General features: G+C 68.6%; 13 protein-coding genes. 10 read left to right on the forward strand and 3 right to left on the reverse strand.

Annotated features, from left to right (window positions below; translation table 11 throughout):
- Positions 1 to 10 precede the first annotated feature (10 nt).
- From KHC28_RS16745 to KHC28_RS16760, 4 genes are read left to right on the forward strand one after another with little or no spacing between them, the layout of a single operon-like run.
- Positions 11 to 460: a tripartite tricarboxylate transporter TctB family protein gene (locus KHC28_RS16745; RefSeq protein ID WP_312893232.1), complete on the forward strand. Its 450-nt coding sequence runs from the start codon at positions 11 to 13 to the stop codon at positions 458 to 460.
- Positions 461 to 476: 16 nt separating this feature from the next.
- Positions 477 to 1,976, forward strand: coding sequence for a tripartite tricarboxylate transporter permease (locus KHC28_RS16750; RefSeq protein ID WP_214009488.1), 1,500 nt, complete (start codon positions 477 to 479; stop codon positions 1,974 to 1,976).
- A 50-nt stretch (positions 1,977 to 2,026) separates the two neighbouring features.
- Complete coding sequence (locus KHC28_RS16755) at positions 2,027 to 2,791, forward strand: HpcH/HpaI aldolase family protein (RefSeq protein WP_214009489.1); 765 nt, start codon at positions 2,027 to 2,029, stop codon at positions 2,789 to 2,791.
- A gap of 36 nt (positions 2,792 to 2,827) precedes the next feature.
- On the forward strand, positions 2,828 to 3,718 hold the full coding sequence (locus tag KHC28_RS16760; RefSeq protein WP_214009490.1) for a 2-hydroxy-3-oxopropionate reductase: 891 nt from the start codon (positions 2,828 to 2,830) through the stop codon (positions 3,716 to 3,718).
- A gap of 69 nt (positions 3,719 to 3,787) precedes the next feature.
- On the opposite strand, the gene fghA is transcribed toward KHC28_RS16760, so the two are convergent.
- Together fghA and KHC28_RS16770 are read right to left on the reverse strand one after the other, a co-directional pair.
- The gene (gene fghA, locus KHC28_RS16765; RefSeq protein WP_214009951.1) at positions 3,788 to 4,624 is read right to left on the reverse strand and encodes an S-formylglutathione hydrolase; all 837 of its coding nucleotides are present in this window, start codon (positions 4,622 to 4,624) and stop codon (positions 3,788 to 3,790) included.
- A gap of 11 nt (positions 4,625 to 4,635) precedes the next feature.
- Positions 4,636 to 5,763, reverse strand: a complete 1,128-nt coding sequence (locus KHC28_RS16770) for an S-(hydroxymethyl)glutathione dehydrogenase/class III alcohol dehydrogenase (protein WP_214009491.1) — start codon at positions 5,761 to 5,763, stop codon at positions 4,636 to 4,638.
- 414 nt (positions 5,764 to 6,177) lie between these two features.
- Here KHC28_RS16770 and KHC28_RS16775 point away from each other — a divergent pair, with 414 nt between their 5' ends.
- From KHC28_RS16775 to KHC28_RS16800, 6 genes are all read left to right on the forward strand, one after another.
- On the forward strand, positions 6,178 to 6,672 hold the full coding sequence (locus KHC28_RS16775) for an RNA polymerase sigma factor (RefSeq protein ID WP_214009952.1): 495 nt from the start codon (positions 6,178 to 6,180) through the stop codon (positions 6,670 to 6,672).
- Positions 6,673 to 6,742: 70 nt separating this feature from the next.
- On the forward strand, positions 6,743 to 7,735 hold the full coding sequence (locus KHC28_RS16780; protein WP_312893234.1) for a FecR family protein: 993 nt from the start codon (positions 6,743 to 6,745) through the stop codon (positions 7,733 to 7,735).
- A 259-nt stretch (positions 7,736 to 7,994) separates the two neighbouring features.
- Positions 7,995 to 10,331, forward strand: coding sequence for a TonB-dependent siderophore receptor (locus KHC28_RS16785; RefSeq protein WP_246564921.1), 2,337 nt, complete (start codon positions 7,995 to 7,997; stop codon positions 10,329 to 10,331).
- On the forward strand, positions 10,328 to 11,254 hold the full coding sequence (locus tag KHC28_RS16790; protein WP_312893235.1) for an iron-siderophore ABC transporter substrate-binding protein: 927 nt from the start codon (positions 10,328 to 10,330) through the stop codon (positions 11,252 to 11,254). Before KHC28_RS16785 ends, KHC28_RS16790 begins: the two co-directional genes overlap by 4 nt.
- Positions 11,247 to 13,292, forward strand: coding sequence for a Fe(3+)-hydroxamate ABC transporter permease FhuB (fhuB, locus tag KHC28_RS16795; protein WP_214009494.1), 2,046 nt, complete (start codon positions 11,247 to 11,249; stop codon positions 13,290 to 13,292). The genes KHC28_RS16790 and fhuB overlap by 8 nt, the downstream gene beginning before the upstream one ends.
- A complete protein-coding gene (locus tag KHC28_RS16800) occupies positions 13,289 to 14,143 on the forward strand; it encodes an alpha/beta hydrolase (RefSeq protein WP_214009495.1) in 855 nt (284 codons plus the stop codon). The genes fhuB and KHC28_RS16800 overlap by 4 nt, the downstream gene beginning before the upstream one ends.
- Before the next feature lie 37 nt (positions 14,144 to 14,180).
- Here KHC28_RS16800 and KHC28_RS16805 read toward each other — a convergent pair whose 3' ends face one another.
- Positions 14,181 to 15,368: an amino acid ABC transporter permease gene (locus KHC28_RS16805; protein WP_214009496.1), complete on the reverse strand. Its 1,188-nt coding sequence runs from the start codon at positions 15,366 to 15,368 to the stop codon at positions 14,181 to 14,183.
- Between the last annotated feature and the right edge of the window lies 1 nt (position 15,369).

The raw sequence follows: 15,369 nt of genomic DNA on the forward strand, positions 1-15,369 counted from the left end.
GGTGCGCATCGTGACCCGCCGTCGGTTCGACTGGCCGGACCTGTTGTTCGGCTTCTTCCTCATCGCGGTGGCGGCGGGCACCTTCGCCGCCACCTGGCGGCTCTCCGGCGGCACGGCGGCGGATATGGGGCCGGGCTACATGCCGCGCGCCATCGCGCTGGTGCTGCTCGCCTTCGGCGCCTTCTTCGCCGCGCGGGGCTTCAGGCGCGCCTATGCCGGCATCGAGCGGGTGCAGCTGCGCCCGATCCTCGGTGTCGGCGTCTCGGTCGGCGTGTTCGCTCTGCTGATAGAGAGCGCCAGCCTCGCGGCCGCCTCCTTCGCCTCGATCGTCATCGCGGCCGTCGCCAGCCGCGAGAGCCGCTTCTTCGAAGTCATCCTGTTCGGCCTGTTCATCACCGCCGGCGCGGTCCTTCTGTTCGTGAAGGCGCTCGCTTTGCCGGTGGCGATCTGGCCCTGGTGAACCGCGCAGGCACGCCATGGAACTGTTCGACAATCTGCTGCTCGGCCTCTCCACCGCCCTGCAGCTGAACAACCTGATCTACTGCCTGATCGGCGTCGTCATCGGCACCGCCATCGGCGTGCTGCCGGGCATCGGGCCGATTCCCACCGTGGCGCTGCTCTTGCCCTTCACCTTCGGGCTGGAGCCGGCCTCGGCGCTGATCATGCTCGCCGGCATCTTCTACGGCGCGCAATATGGCGGCTCGACCACGGCGATCCTGGTCAACGTGCCCGGCGAGACCTCCTCGGTCGTCACCTGCCTCGACGGCCACGAGATGGCGAAGCAGGGCAGGGCCGGCCCGGCCCTCGCCATCGCGGCCATCTCCTCCTTCTTCGCCGGCACGGTGGCCACGGTCGTCATCGCGGTGCTGAGCCTGCCGCTGGCGGCGCTGGCGCTGAAATTCGCCGCCGTCGAATATTTCAGCCTGCTGGTGCTCGGCCTGTTCGCCGCGGTGATCCTGGCGCATGGCTCGGTGGCGAAGTCGCTGGCCATGGTGTTCCTCGGCCTGCTGATCGGCACGGTCGGCATCGACGTCAATTCCGGCATCGCCCGCATGACCTTCGGCGTTCCCGCGCTGGCCGACGGGCTCGACTTCGTGCCGGTGGCGATGGGCATGTTCGGCCTCGCCGAGATCATCGCCAATCTGGAGCGCCCCGAGGTGCGGCAGGTGGTGAGCCAGAAGCTGCGCGACCTCATCCCCTCGCGCGCCGACCTCAAGGCGGCATTCCCCGCCATGGTGCGCGGCACCTTCATCGGCTCGGCGCTCGGCGTGCTGCCGGGCGGCGGCGCGGCGCTGCCGCCCTTCACCGCCTATGCGCTGGAAAAGAAGATGGCGAAGGACCCCTCGCGCTTCGGCAAGGGCGCCATCGAGGGCGTCGCCGGCCCGGAAGCGGCCAATAATGCCGGCGCGCAGACCTCGTTCATCCCGCTGCTCACCCTCGGCATCCCCGCCAACGCGCTGATGGCGCTGATGATCGGCGCCCTGATGATGCAGGGCATCCAGCCCGGCCCGCAGGTGATGACCGAGCAGCCGGCGCTGGTCTGGGGCGTCATCGCCTCGATGTGGACCGGCAACCTGATGCTCTTGATCATCAACCTGCCGCTGGTCGGGCTGTGGGTGTCGATGCTGAAGATCCCCTACCGGCTGCTGTTCCCCGCCATCGTGCTGTTCTGCTGCATCGGCACCTACGGCATCTCCAACAGCGCCTTCAATGTCTGGCTGATGCTGGGCTGCGCGGTGGTCGGCTACTTCTTCATCAAGGTCGGCGTCGAGCCGGCGCCGCTGCTGCTCGGCCTCGTGCTCGGGCCGCAGCTGGAGGAGAATTTCCGCCGTGCCATGCAGCTCTCCGATGGCGACCCGTCGGTGTTCCTCACCCGGCCGATCAGCGCCGTGCTGCTCGGCGTGGTCGCGGTGATGCTGCTCGCCATGCTCTCCCCCGCGGTGCTGAAGACCCGCAAGGAAGCGCTCGCCGAATAGCCGGCGCGCCGACCTCACCCCCTTCTGCCGACTACCCGAAAGGACGTTCCGTGGACCTGCCCGTCAATACCTTCAAGCGCGCCATCCTGGCCGGCCAGCAGCAGATCGGCTTCTGGAATTCCATGGCGAGCCCGACCGCCACCGAGATCCTCGCCGGCTCCGGCTTCGACTGGCTGCTGCTCGACGCCGAGCACGCGCCCAATGACGTGCCGAGCGTCATGGCGCAGCTGCAGGCGATGGCGGGCGACACCACGCATCCGATCGTGCGCATCCCGGTCAACGACCCCATCGTCATCAAGCGCTATCTCGACATCGGCACCCTCAGCTTCCTCGTGCCGATGGTCGAGACGGTGGAGCAGGCGCAGGCGGTGGTGGCGGCGACCCGCTTCGCGCCGGACGGGGTGCGCGGCTTCGCCGGTGCCTCGCGGGCGACGCGCTTCGGCCGGGTGAAGAACTATCACCATCGCGCGCATGAGGAGCTGTGCCTCCTGGTGCAGATCGAGACGCAGCAGGGCCTCGACAATCTGGAGGCCATCGCGGCGGTGCCGGGCATCGACGGGCTGTTCATCGGGCCGGGCGACCTGTCGGCCGATCTCGGCTATCTCGGCGACCAGGGCAACCCGATCATCGTCGAGCTGATCGAGAAGACCATCCGCCGCATCGTCGCCGCCGGCAAGCCGGCCGGAATCCTCACCGGCGACGAGGCGCTGGCGCGCCGCTACATGGCGGCCGGCTGCACCTTCACGGCGGTGGGCATCGACACCGGCCTGCTCGCGCGCTCCACCGAAGCGATTGCCAAGAAGTTCAAGGCATAAGCGCTACTTCTTTCAGTACGAGATGAGGAAATGACGATGGCCAAGGTGGGATTTGTCGGTCTTGGGATCATGGGCGCGCCGATGGCGGGGCACCTGATCGACGCCGGTCACACGCTGTATCTCTACGACATCAAGCCGGTGCCGGCGGAACTCACCGGCAAGGGCGGCGTCGCCTGCGCCAACGCCACCGAGGTGGCGAAGAACGCCGACATCGTCATCACCATGGTGCCCGATACCCCGCATGTCGGTGCGGCGCTGTTCGGCGAGGGCGGCGTCGCCGCCGGCCTGACCCCGGGCAAGATCGTCGTCGACATGTCCTCCATCGCCCCGGTGGAGACCAAGGAATACGCCAAGAAGATCAACGAGCTCGGCTGCGATTATCTCGATGCGCCGGTCTCAGGCGGCGAGGTCGGCGCCAAGGCCGCCTCGCTCACCATCATGGTCGGTGGCCCCGAGAAGGCCTTCGAAACGGTGAAGCCGCTGTTCGAGAAGATGGGCAAGAACATCACCCTGGTCGGTGGCAATGGCGACGGCCAGACCACCAAGGTGGCGAACCAGATCATCGTCGCGCTCAACATCCTGGCGGTCGGCGAGGCGCTGCTGTTCGCCTCCAAGGCCGGCGCTGATCCGGCCAAGGTGCGGCAGGCGCTGATGGGCGGCTTCGCCAATTCGCGCATCCTGGAAGTGCATGGCGAGCGCATGGTGAAGCGGACCTTCAACCCCGGCTTCCGCATCGAGCTGCACCAGAAGGACCTGAACCTGGCGCTGAACGGCGCGCGGCAGATGCAGATGTCGCTGCCGTCGACGGCGCTGGCGCAGCAGCTGTTCTCCTCGGTCGCGGCGCATGGCGGGGCAGCGCTCGATCACTCGGCGCTGGTCAAGGCGCTCGAGCTGCTCGCCGGCCATACCGTCGCGCCGGATGCGTGAGGCGCGTCATTGCCGGCGGCGGGGAGCCTCCGCCGGCAATCTTGTCGGTTCCTACAGACCGAGCCGTTTCTAGAGACCCAGTCGCTTGGCGTGCCAGGCGATATGGTCGGCCATGAAGGTCGAGATGAAGTAGTAGGAGTGGTCGTAGCCCTCGCGCAGGTTCAGCGCGAGCGGGATGCCGGCCGCCTTGCAGGCATCGGCAAGGATCTCCGGACGCAGGCCGGTCTTGAGGAACGGGTCGGCGGCGCCCTGGTCGACCAGCAGCTCCGGGAAGCGCTTGCCGTCCTCGATCAGCGCCACCGCGTCATAGCTGCGCCAGGCCAGCTCGTCCTTGCCGAGATATTTCTCCAGCGCCGGCCGCGACCAGTCCGCCGTCGAGGGTTGCACGATCGGCGCGAAGGCCGAGCAGCTCTTGAAGCGATCCGGGTGCTTGAGCGCGATGGTCAGCGCGCCATGCCCGCCCATGGAATGGCCGAAAATGCCCTGACGGGCCATGTCGGCAGGGAACTCGGCGGCGATCAGCGCGGTGAGTTCCTCGACGATGTAGGAATACATCTTGTAGTTCGCGGCATAGGGCTCCTGCGTCGCGTCGACATAGAAGCCGGCGCCAGAGCCGAACTGCCAGTTGTCCGGCTCGTCCGGCACGGTCTCGCCGCGCGGGCTGGTGTCGGGCGCGACGATGATGACGCCGTGCCGGGCGGCGGCGGCGCGGTACTCGCCCTTCTCCATGACATTGGCATGGGTGCAGGTGAGGCCGGACAGATACCACAGCACCGGCACCGGGCCGTTGGCGGCCTGCGGCGGCACGAACACCGCGAAGGTCATCGGCGTGCCGGTGACCTTCGACGCGTGCCGGTAGACGCCCTGTACGCCGCCATGCGACTTCGCCTTGGAGACGGTCTCCATCGCCCCGGCCATCAGTAGATCACCACCGAACGGATCGACTTGCCCTCATGCATCAGGTCGAAGGCGGTGTTGATCTCGTCGAGCGGCATGGTGTGAGTGATCAGGTCGTCGATGTTGATCTTGCCCTCCATGTACCAGTCGACGATCTTCGGCACGTCGGTGCGCCCGCGCGCGCCGCCGAAGGCCGAGCCGCGCCAGTTGCGGCCGGTGACCAGTTGGAACGGGCGGGTGGAGATTTCCGCCCCGGCCGGCGCCACGCCGATGACGATCGAGGTGCCCCAGCCGCGATGGCAGGCTTCCAGCGCCTGGCGCATCACGTTGACATTGCCGGTACAGTCGAAGGTGAAGTCGGCGCCGCCATCGGTGAGGTCCTGGATCGCCTGCACCACCTTGTCGTTGCCGACCTCAAGCGGGTTGATGAAGTCGGTCATGCCGAACTTCTTGGCCATCGCCACCTTGGCGGGATTGATGTCGACGCCGATGATCTTGTCGGCGCCGACCATGCGGGCGCCCTGGATCACGTTGAGGCCGATGCCGCCGAGGCCGAACACCACGACATTGGCGCCGGGCCAGACCTTGCCGGTGTAGACCACCGCACCGATGCCGGTGGTGACGCCGCAGCCGATGTAGCAGATCTTATCGAAGGGGGCGTCCTCGCGCACCTTGGCGAGCGCGATCTCCGGCAGCACGGTGAAGTTCGAGAAGGTCGAGCAGCCCATATAGTGGAAGATCTCGCCGCCCTGGCCGCCGGTCCGCTCGCACGAGAAGCGCGTGGTGCGATCCGGCATCAGGCCCTGGCCCTGGGTGGCGCGGATCGAGGTGCACAGGTTGGAGCGCTGCGACAGGCAGGTTTTGCACTGCCGGCATTCCGGCGTGTAGAGCGGGATGACGTGGTCGCCGACCTTCAGCGAGGTGACGCCGGCGCCGACCTCGCGCACGATGCCCGCGCCCTCATGGCCGAGGATCGCCGGGAACTTGCCCTCCGAATCGAGCCCGTCCAGCGTGTAGGCGTCGGTGTGGCAGACGCCGGTCGCCATGATCTCGACCAGCACCTCGCCGGGCTTGGGTCCGCCGATCTCGATGGTCTCGATGGTGAGCGGCTTCTTGGCTTCCCAGGCGACGGCGGCGCGCGACTTCATGGAGCGGTTTCTTTCTCTTTGCGATGGCAGGGCGACATAGGTCGGTCGACGTCCTTGATAGGGGATGTCGGCGCCATCATCCATCCCCGACGCGACGCCCGCCCACATGCCGAAGGTGCGCCAAGTCCGCGCGGTCACGCCCGCGCGGCCGGCGCGCGCGGCCACACGCGCGGATGCCGCCCCAAACGCCATGCGAGGTCGTCCGCAGACCTCCGGTTGCCGGCCGACAAGCCTTCCGCACCGGCGGCCGGACTTCCGAGGGCGAAGCATAGATCCGAACAATTATAAAATAGCGCCGGCAGGCACTTTTTATAGCCGTTACAACGTTTGTCCAGCGATCTTACTTCGGGTTTCCTCCCATGTTAGAGGTCGACCCCATACGTATTCGTGATGCGGATGGCGGGTGCCGATTTCATGCAGCCAGACCTGTCGCTCGTCTTCTCTGCGCATGGGACCGAGCTGAGGCGCTACCTCAATCGCCGGCTGGGTGATCAGCACATGGCGAGTGACCTCGTGCAGGACACTTTCGTCCGTGTCATCGAGCGGCCGGAGACCCGCGTTCAGGATTTCCGCGCCTATCTCTACACCGTCGCCCGCAATTTGCTGCTCAACCATCTGAAGCAGGAAGCCCGCCGGCGCACCGACGTCGTCGCGCCGGAGGCGTTCGGCGAGATCGCCGCCGACCAGCCGACCCCCGAGGACGCCGTCGATTCCCGCCTGCAGCTCGAGCGCATCCATCTGCTGGTGCAGGAGATGCCGCGCCGCACGCAGCAGATCTTCGTGCTGAACCGCATCGACGGTCTCACCCATGCCGAGGTCGCCCAGCGCCTCGGCCTCTCGGAAAGCGCGGTGCAGAAGCATCTCGCCATGGCCATCGCCCATATGACGCGGCGCCTGCGAGCCCGCTGAGGCGATTTTTACGGTCGCGCCCCGGTTCGGTTGTCGTATAGGGCGAGTGCGACATGTCATGGAACGAGCCGTGAGCGATAGCGGGCAATATGCGGAGGATGTCGAGCAGCGGGCCGCCGAATGGGTGGCGCGGCTCGACGGCTCGCCGCTGAGCGATATGGAGAAGGGCGCCCTGCGCGCCTGGCTCGGGGCGGATCCCGAGCATCGCGCCGCCTTCGAGGAGGCGAGCGCCACCTGGCGCGAGCTCGGCGCCCTGCGGCACGATCCCGGGCCGCTGCGGACGGTGCTGACGCCGCCCCGGCAGGCTTCCGCCGCGCGCAAGGCGGTGCGGATCGGCGCGCTCGTCGGGCTGCTGGTGCTTGCCGCCGGCGTGGCCCGCTTCCAGTTCGGCGATCCCTGGCTGATGCTCGCCGCCGACTACCGCACCGCGCCCGGTGAATTGCGCACCATTTCGCTGCCGGACGGCAGCACGGTCGAACTCGGTCCCTCCAGCGCCATCGCGCTCGCCTATGGCGAGGACGAGCGCCGGGTGCGGCTGCTGGTCGGCGAGGCGTTCTTCACCGTCGCGCCGCGGGCCGGCGCCGAATCCCGTCCCTTCGTCGCCGAGGCCGCCGGCGGCACCACCACCGCACTCGGCACCAGGTTCGTCATCGAGGAGAGCGGCGACGCCGCCGACGTGCTGGCCGTCGAGCATCAGGTGGAGGTCGCCTCCGGCGCGGCGGCCGGCACCGCGACGCGCAACGGCGTCGTGCTGTCGCCCGGGCAGGAGGTGCGTTACCGCAGCGACGGGCGCATCGGCCGCATTCGCACCCGCGACATCGAGACCGCGACGGCGTGGCGGCGCGGCATGCTGGTCTTCAACGGCGCCCGGCTGAACCACGTGGTGGAGACGCTTAACCGCTACCGGCGCGGCCGCATCGTCATTCTCGACGGCGAGCTGGCGAAGCGGCGGGTCAGCGGCGTGTTCCCGACCAGCGACCTCGACGACGCCATCGACACCATCACCTCGGAGCTCGGTATTGGGTCGCGCTCGATTTATCCATTGATCACAGTGCTTTACTGAAAAAGTTCAGGAATTGTGAACTTTTTTTACGGTCACGGGTCCGTGAGTTGTCTTCCTTCCTGCAAGTCCGTGTGAGCGGGCCGCCGTGCCATGGGCGCGATCTGGGATGAAGGAAGGACGATCCATGAGGTTTGGGGCAGGGCTTGGGGCTGGTTTTGGGGTGACGAGCGGCGCGCGGCGTCTGCGGCGTCATTATCTCGGTGGCGCGGCGTGTCAGGCCCTGGCTCTCGGCCTCATGGCGACGGCGCTCGGGGCATCGATGTCGCCGGCCCTCGCCCAGGCGCAGACCACGGCGACCGTCGCGCCGGGCCGCATCGCCTTCGACATTCCCGCGCAGGACCTCAACGGCGCCGTCCTCGCCTTCGCGCAGAAGGCTAGCGTGCGGGTGTTCTTCGACACCGCGAAGTTCGGCGGCCGACGCTCCTCGGCGGTCTCGGGCACCATGAGCCCGCCGCAGGCGCTGGAGGTGCTGCTGCGCGGCACCGGCCTGACTTATCGCTTCACCGCGCCGAACCGCGTCACCATCGTCGACCCGGCCGCCTCGACGGCGACCTCCGGCGAGACGGTCGGCATCGAACTCGACACCATCGCCGTGCAGGGCACCGGCGACGGCACGGTCGGCTATGTCGCCACCCGCAGCACCGCCGGCACCAAGACCGACACGCCGCTCCTTGAGACGCCGCAATCGGTCTCGGTCGTCACACGGCAGGAACTCGACGACCGCAACGTGCAGTCGCTGACCCAGGCGGTGGCCTACACCCCCGGCGTGCGCACCGGCCAGAGCGGCTACGACCCGCGCTTCGACGTGTTCACCATTCGCGGCTTCGACACCACCTATAACGGCATCTACCGCGACGGCCTGCGCTGGCCGGGCGCCAACATGTCGGTGTTCAAGATCGAGCCCTATGGCGTCGAGAACATCACCGTGCTGCGCGGCCCGTCTTCGGCGCTCTATGGCCTCGGTTCGCCCGGCGGCCTCGTCGACGTCACCTCCAAGCGCCCGACCGAGGAAGCCTTCGGCGAAGTCGAGGTGCAGGGCGGCAATTACGACTGGTGGCAGGGCCAGTTCGACATTGGCGGCCCGCTCGACAAGGATGGCGAGTTCCTCTACCGCCTGACCGGCCTGCTGCGCGATGCCGGCTCGCCGAACACGCTCGGCGGCGGCGTCAACGACATGACCTATATCGCCCCGGCACTGACCTGGAAGCCGAACGACCAGACCAAGATCACCTTCCTCGGCGAGTACCAGAAATCAGAAACCCCGGCCTCGCTGCCGTTCTATGCCTGGGACGGCACCGGCGCGGAGACCTTCAGCCGCGCGCCCGGCGACTATAACAGCCAGCCGCAGGAGCAGTGGCGCGTCGGCTATTCGGCCGAGCACGAGTTCAACGACGTCTTCACCTTCCGCCAGAACCTGCGCTACGGCAACGCCGATACCACGGTGCGCTACACCAGCCTGTACGGCATCGACCCGGACACCAATATCGGCACACGCGGCACCGGCTATGTGCATGATATCCTCGACAGCTTCGCCGTCGACAATCAGGTGCAGGCCGACTTCGTGACCGGCGCCGTCACGCACAAGGTGCTGTTCGGCCTCGACTACACCTATCTGTCGCTGGATGGCGGCATCGGCTTCGGCACGGCGTCCGATTTCGACTTCAACACCGGGCAGCCGCTCGGCCCGACCTACGATCCCGACTTCAACTACTCCCGCTACAAGCAGACGCAGAACCAGACCGGCGTCTATATTCAGGAGCAGGCGAAGTTCGACCGCTGGATCCTGACCCTGACCGGCCGGCAGGACTGGGTCGACAGCAAGGATGACGACCTGCTGAACGACACGTCGGAAGACAATGACGACAGCGAGTTCACCGGACGCGTCGGCCTGACCTATGTGTTCGACAACGGCATCGCGCCCTACGTCACCTATTCGACGTCCTTCGCCCCGAATCTGGGCGTCGACATCAATGGCGACGCCTTCTCGCCGACCACCTCCAAGCAGATCGAGGCGGGCGTGAAATACGCGCCCATCGGCTTCGACGGCTACTTCACCGCGGCGATCTTCCAGATCAACCAGGAGAACGGGCTGGTCACCGACGACACCAACCCGCTCTTCCAGGTGCAGACCGGCGAGGTGCGTGCGCGCGGCTTCGAACTCGAGGCGGTCGCCAATCTCGGCGCCGGCCTCAGGCTGCGCGGCGCCTATACCTATCTCGACCTGACCAACGTCGCCGGCGACCCGACGACGATCGGGCTGACCCCCTCCGGCCAGCCGCAGAACGCCTTCTCGCTGTGGGCCGACTACCAGTTCCAGCCCGGCTCGAAGCTCGCCGGTCTCGGGATCGGTGCCGGCGTGCGCTACAACGGCGCGACCTGGGGCGACTCGCTCAACACCTTCGAGAACGACGCCTACACCCTCGTCGACGCCAAGCTGAGCTACGACTTCGAGTTCCTCAACCCGAAGCTCAAGGGCTGGAGCTTCCAGGTCAACGCCCAGAACCTGCTGGACGAGGAATACGTCACCTGCGACGCCGGCTACTGCTATCTCGGTGCCCCGCGCACCGTGCTCGCCGGTCTGAAGTATCGCTGGTGACCGTGCCTGCGCTTGTCTCCCGCCGGGCCGTGCTGCGCGGCGGGTTCTGTCTCGGTGCGCTCGCCCACCCGCTGCTGCCGGGTGCCGGGCGCGCCGAAACGCCGGCTCGACCGCCGCACAGGATCGTTTCGCTGGATTTCGGCCTCGCCGAGACCCTGATCGAAATGGGACTGCCGCCCATTGCTTTACCCAACCCCGGTACGTGGGCGGACTGGGTGGTCGAGCCGGCGTTGCCGGCCGGCATCGTCAATCTCGGCACCGATCGCGAGCCGAATCTGGAACTGCTCGCCGCCCTGCGGCCGGACCTCATCGTCACCACGCCCTATCTCGCCGGCATCCGCCGGCTGCTCGAAGGGGTGGCGCCGACCCGCGAGTTTTCCGTCTACGCCCCGCCGGTCGGCCATCCCTATGACCGCAGCGTCACCGCCACCCGCGAGCTCGCCACCGTCCTCGGGCGGGAGCGGGAAGGGGAGGCGCTGATCGCCCGCGCCGAGGCGACCATGACGGCGACCCGTCAGCTCCTTGCCGCGCGCGGCGTCGCCGCCCAGCCGACCATGGTGGTGAGCTTCCTCGACACCCGCCATGTCCGCGTCTACGGCGCCGGCGGCCTGTTCGGCGACGTGATGGAGCGCTGCGGCCTGACCAATGGCTGGACGCGGCCGGCCAATTACTGGGGCTTCAGCACCGTCGGCATCGAGGCGCTGGCGGAAAGCCCCGCCAGCCGGCTCGTCTATCTCGAGCCGATCTCCCCCGACACGCTGGACACGCTGGCGGCGAGCCCGCTGTGGAACAGCCTGCCCTTCGTGCGCGCCGGGCGGGTCCATCGCCTGCCGGCGGTGCTGATGTTCGGCATGCTGCCCTCCGCCATGCGCTTCGCCGACCAGATGGCCCGCCTGCTCGCCGGAGAAGCGGCCAATGGCTGACATCGCGCTGCATCGGTCCCCCGTCGTCGGCGGCCTGCGTCGTCTCGGCCCGGCTGGCCTCATCGTCCTCCTCATCGGCCTCGCCGTCGGCGCGACGTTCGGCAACCTCACCGCCCAGCTGCCGGTTGCGACATGGTGGACGGCGCTGGTGGCACCGGACATCGATTCCCCCGCGCAGCTGGTGGTCGCCTACAGCTTCGCGCCCCGCCTGACAGTGAGCCTGCTTGCCGGAGCCGCGCTGGGGCTCGCCGGCGCGCTGCTGCAACAGGTGCTGCGCAATCCCATCGCCTCGCCCACCACGCTCGGCATCGAGGCCGGCGCCAATCTCGCTCTAGCGGCGGGCCTCGTCTGGGCCCCGGCGCTGATCGGCTTCGGCCGCGAATGGGTGGCCCTCGGTGGCGGTCTCCTCGCCATCGGGCTGGTGCTGCTGCTCTCCCGGCGCAGCCATTTCGCGCCGCTGGTGGTGATCCTCGCCGGCATGGTGACCAGCCTCTACAGCGGCGCGCTTGCTGCCCTTATCTCCTTGTTCAACAGTCATTATCTTGCCGGCCTGTTCCTGTGGGGAGCCGGCTCGCTGAGCCAGCAGGACTGGTCGGAGCCGGTCTTCCTGGCCCCGCGCCTTGCCCTCGCCGGCCTCGCCGCCGCCCTGCTGGTGCGGCCGCTGACGCTGCTCGGTCTCGACGATGCCAGCGCCCGCAGCCTCGGCCTGTCGCTCGCCGCTGCCCGGCTCGGCGCGCTGGTCGTGGCAGTGGCGCTCACCGCCTGTGTGGTCGCGGCGGTCGGCTGCATCGGTTTCGTCGGGCTCGCCGCGCCGGCGCTGGCCCGCATCAGCGGCGCGCGCCGGGCGGGAGGGCAGATGCTGGCCTCGACGCTGCTCGGCGCCGCGCTACTCTGGGCGACCGACCAGGCGGTGCAACTCGCCGGCGACGTCTCCGACGAGATGCTGCCGACCGGCGCGGTTACCGCGCTGCTGGGCGCCCCGCTCCTGCTCTGGCTGGTGCCGCGCCTGCGCCTGCCGCCGCATGCGGGCGCCGGACTGCTGCCGGCAAGCGCCGATCCTGGCCGTGCCCGTCCGCACCGGCGACTGGCGGTCCTCGGTGTTCTTTTGGTTCTGGCGATCCTCCTCTCGAGCGCGGTCGGGCCCGGCCTCGACGGCTGGTCGGTGACGTGGCCCGGCGATCCGGCATCGGTTGGGGACGCATCGGTCTGGGATATGCGTCTGGCCCGGGCTCTCGCCGCGCTGGCGGGCGGATCGCTGCTGGCCGTGGCCGGTTGCGTGCTTCAGCGCATGACCGGCAATCCGATGGCGAGCCCCGAAGTGCTGGGGGTGAGCGCCGGTGCCGCCTGCGGGCTCACCGTGGCGCTGTTCCTGCTGGCGGATTTCGGGCGGGTCGAGCAGACGGTGGCGGCCTCGCTCGGCGCCTTTCTCGCGCTGCTCGTGCTGCTGGCGCTCGGCCGCGCCTCGCGGGGCGCGCCGGAACGGGTGATCCTGGTCGGCATCGCCGTCGGCGCATTGCTCGATGCGCTGGTAAGCGTGCTGATGGCGAGCGGCGATCCCCGCGCGGTGCTGTTGTTCAACTGGATGACCGGCTCGACCTACGGCATGACGGCGGCGTCCGCCATGGCAAGCCTCGTGGCGGCCGCTCTGGTGCTGGCCCTGCTGCCCTTGCTGGCCCGCTGGCTTGACATGCTGCCACTCGGCGAGGCGGCAGTCCGCGCCCTCGGCGTGCCACCGGCGCTCAGCCGGACGCTGCTGCTCGTGCTCGCGGCGGCGGCGACAGCGATGGCGACACTGCTGATCGGCCCGCTCTCCTTCGTCGGGCTGATGGCGCCGCATATGGCGCGCCTCCTCGGCCTGCGCCGGCCCCTCGCGGAGCTTTACGGCGCCGCGCTGATCGGCGCGCTGATCATGGTGCTGGCCGACTTCACCGGCCGCGTGGTCGCCTTTCCCTGGCAGATGCCGGCGGGCCTGATCGCCTCGCTGATCGGCGCGCCCGTCTTCCTCTGGCTCCTGTCCCGCAAGCAGAGTGCGTCATGACCCACGCTTCCATCCCCGATACCGTCACCTTCGACATCGCTCCGGCAGCGGGTGGCGAGCCTTGGCGCATCTTCCTCTATCGCCCGCCCGGCGAGGCACCGGAGGGCGGCTGGCCGGTGATGTACTATCTCGATGCCAATGCAGTGGCCGGAACGGCGGCGGACATCATGCGGGTGCAGGCGGCCTGGCCGCTGGCCACCGGCATCGGCTGGGGGGTGATGGTCGGCATCGGCTATCCGGTGGACGGCGCCTATGACGGCGTGCGGCGCTCCTGGGACCTGGCGCCGCCGCCGGGCCAAGCCTATCCGCCGTTCACGCCGGATGGGCCGGAGGTGCGCACCGGCGGCGCCGATCACTTCCTCGCCTTCATCGAGGACGAGCTGAAGCCGGAGATCGCCTGCCGCGTCCCGGTCGATCCGGCCCGGCAGGCGATCCTCGGCCATTCCTTCGGCGGGCTTTTCGTGCTGCACACGCTGTTCCGCAAGCCGGAAGCGTTCTCCCGCTGGATCGCGGCGAGCCCCGCCGTGTGGTGGGAGGGCGGCGGCGTCGTGAAGGCAGCCGAAGAGTTCATCGCGGCGGGACGCGCGGCGAACGGACGGGCGCTGCTGATCGTTGGCGAGTACGAACAGGCGCTCGCGCCGTTCCAGGTCGGCGCGGAGGATGAAGCGAAGCGTGTCGCCGCCTTCGAGGACAGCCGCATCGTCGACAACACCCGGATCATGGCCGAGCGGCTGGCAACGGTGAAGGAGTTCGGCGCCGACTATGTGCTGCTGCCGGGCGAGACGCACATGTCCGTGCTGCCAGCCAGCCTCAACCTCGCCATACGCTTTGCCTTCAGCCTGAAGCCGTAGTTCCCGCCACGGCGCGCCCCGGTGGGTGGCGCGCCGTTCAGTGGCTGGAACTGCGGATGCGGCGCTCGATACGGAGGCTGAGCAGCGACATCGCATAGCAGCAGATGAAGAAGACCAGTGCTGCGAAGGCGTAGCCCTCCCGGCCGAGGCCGAGCCAGTTGGGGTCCTTGATCGACTGGCCGACCACGCCGAGCAGATCGAACAGGCCGATGATCGACACCAGCGTGGTGTCCTTGAACAGGTCGATCACGGTGTTGACGATGCCGGGCACCACCAGCCGGAACGCCTGCGGCAGCACGATCAGCCGGTGCGCGCCCCAGAAGCCGAGACCGATCGCCGCCGCCGCCTCGTACTGGCCCTTGGGGATGCCCTGTAGGCCGGCGCGGATGATCTCGGCGAAATAGGCGGCGACGAACAGCGACAGGCCGATGATCGCCCGCACCAGCCGGTCGAAGGTGACGCCCTCCGGCAGGAACATCGGCAGCATTACCATCGCCATGAACAGCACGGTGAGCAGCGGCACGCCGCGCAGCACCTCGATGAAGGCGGTGCAGCTCCAGCGGATCACCGACAGCTGCGAGCGCCGGCCCATGGCGAGCACGACGCCGAGCGGCAAGGCCAGCACCACCGTGGCGAAGGTGAGGATGATGTTGAGCGACAGTCCGCCCCATTGGTCGGTCGGCACGAAAGGCAGGCCGAACACGCCGCCGATCAGCAGCACGGCGGCGACGGCCGGGCACAGCGTGACGAGCAGCAGCACCGACAGCGCCCGGTGCGGATTGCGCGACCACAGCGATAGTGCCGCGAAGCCGGCAAGGAGCGCCAGAGCGACGTCGACCCGCCAGCGCTCCGCCGGCGTGTAGCGGCCATAGACGAACTGTTCCAGCCGGTCGGCGATGAAGGCCCAGCAGGCCCCGGCGCCACAGACGCTGCGATTTGAGCCGTCGAAGACGGCGTCGAGAAACGCCCAGCGGAACAGGGGCGGCAGGGCGAGGCCGAGCAGCAGCAAGGTGAGAACGCTGAGCGCCCCCATCAGCGGCGAGCTGAACAGATTGGCGCGCAGCCAGCGGCGCGCCCTCGCGGTGGTCGTCGCGCGGCGCTTCGCTACCGCGCCCGCCTCCCGGTTCGCGGCCGCATTGGAAGAGGCCGCGCCATTCAGGGGCGCATCGACGAGGGGGGAGCCTCCCGTCGTGCCGGTGCCGGCGAGAGCGATCTTCTCGGTCATG

This window comes from Ancylobacter sonchi, assembly GCF_018390695.1.
GTDB lineage: Bacteria > Pseudomonadota > Alphaproteobacteria > Rhizobiales > Xanthobacteraceae > Ancylobacter > Ancylobacter sonchi.

Coding starts and splice junctions, on each gene's coding strand:
- KHC28_RS16750 (WP_214009488.1), top strand. CDS start 477: ATGGAACTGTTCGACAATCTGCTGCTCGGCCTCTCCACCGCCCTGCAG.
- KHC28_RS16760 (WP_214009490.1), top strand. CDS start 2,828: ATGGCCAAGGTGGGATTTGTCGGTCTTGGGATCATGGGCGCGCCGATG.
- fghA (WP_214009951.1), bottom strand. CDS start 4,624: ATGGAGACCGTCTCCAAGGCGAAGTCGCATGGCGGCGTACAGGGCGTC.
- KHC28_RS16770 (WP_214009491.1), bottom strand. CDS start 5,763: ATGAAGTCGCGCGCCGCCGTCGCCTGGGAAGCCAAGAAGCCGCTCACC.
- KHC28_RS16775 (WP_214009952.1), top strand. CDS start 6,178: ATGCAGCCAGACCTGTCGCTCGTCTTCTCTGCGCATGGGACCGAGCTG.
- KHC28_RS16785 (WP_246564921.1), top strand. CDS start 7,995: ATGTCGCCGGCCCTCGCCCAGGCGCAGACCACGGCGACCGTCGCGCCG.
- fhuB (WP_214009494.1), top strand. CDS start 11,247: ATGGCTGACATCGCGCTGCATCGGTCCCCCGTCGTCGGCGGCCTGCGT.
- KHC28_RS16800 (WP_214009495.1), top strand. CDS start 13,289: ATGACCCACGCTTCCATCCCCGATACCGTCACCTTCGACATCGCTCCG.
- KHC28_RS16805 (WP_214009496.1), bottom strand. CDS start 15,368: ATGACCGAGAAGATCGCTCTCGCCGGCACCGGCACGACGGGAGGCTCC.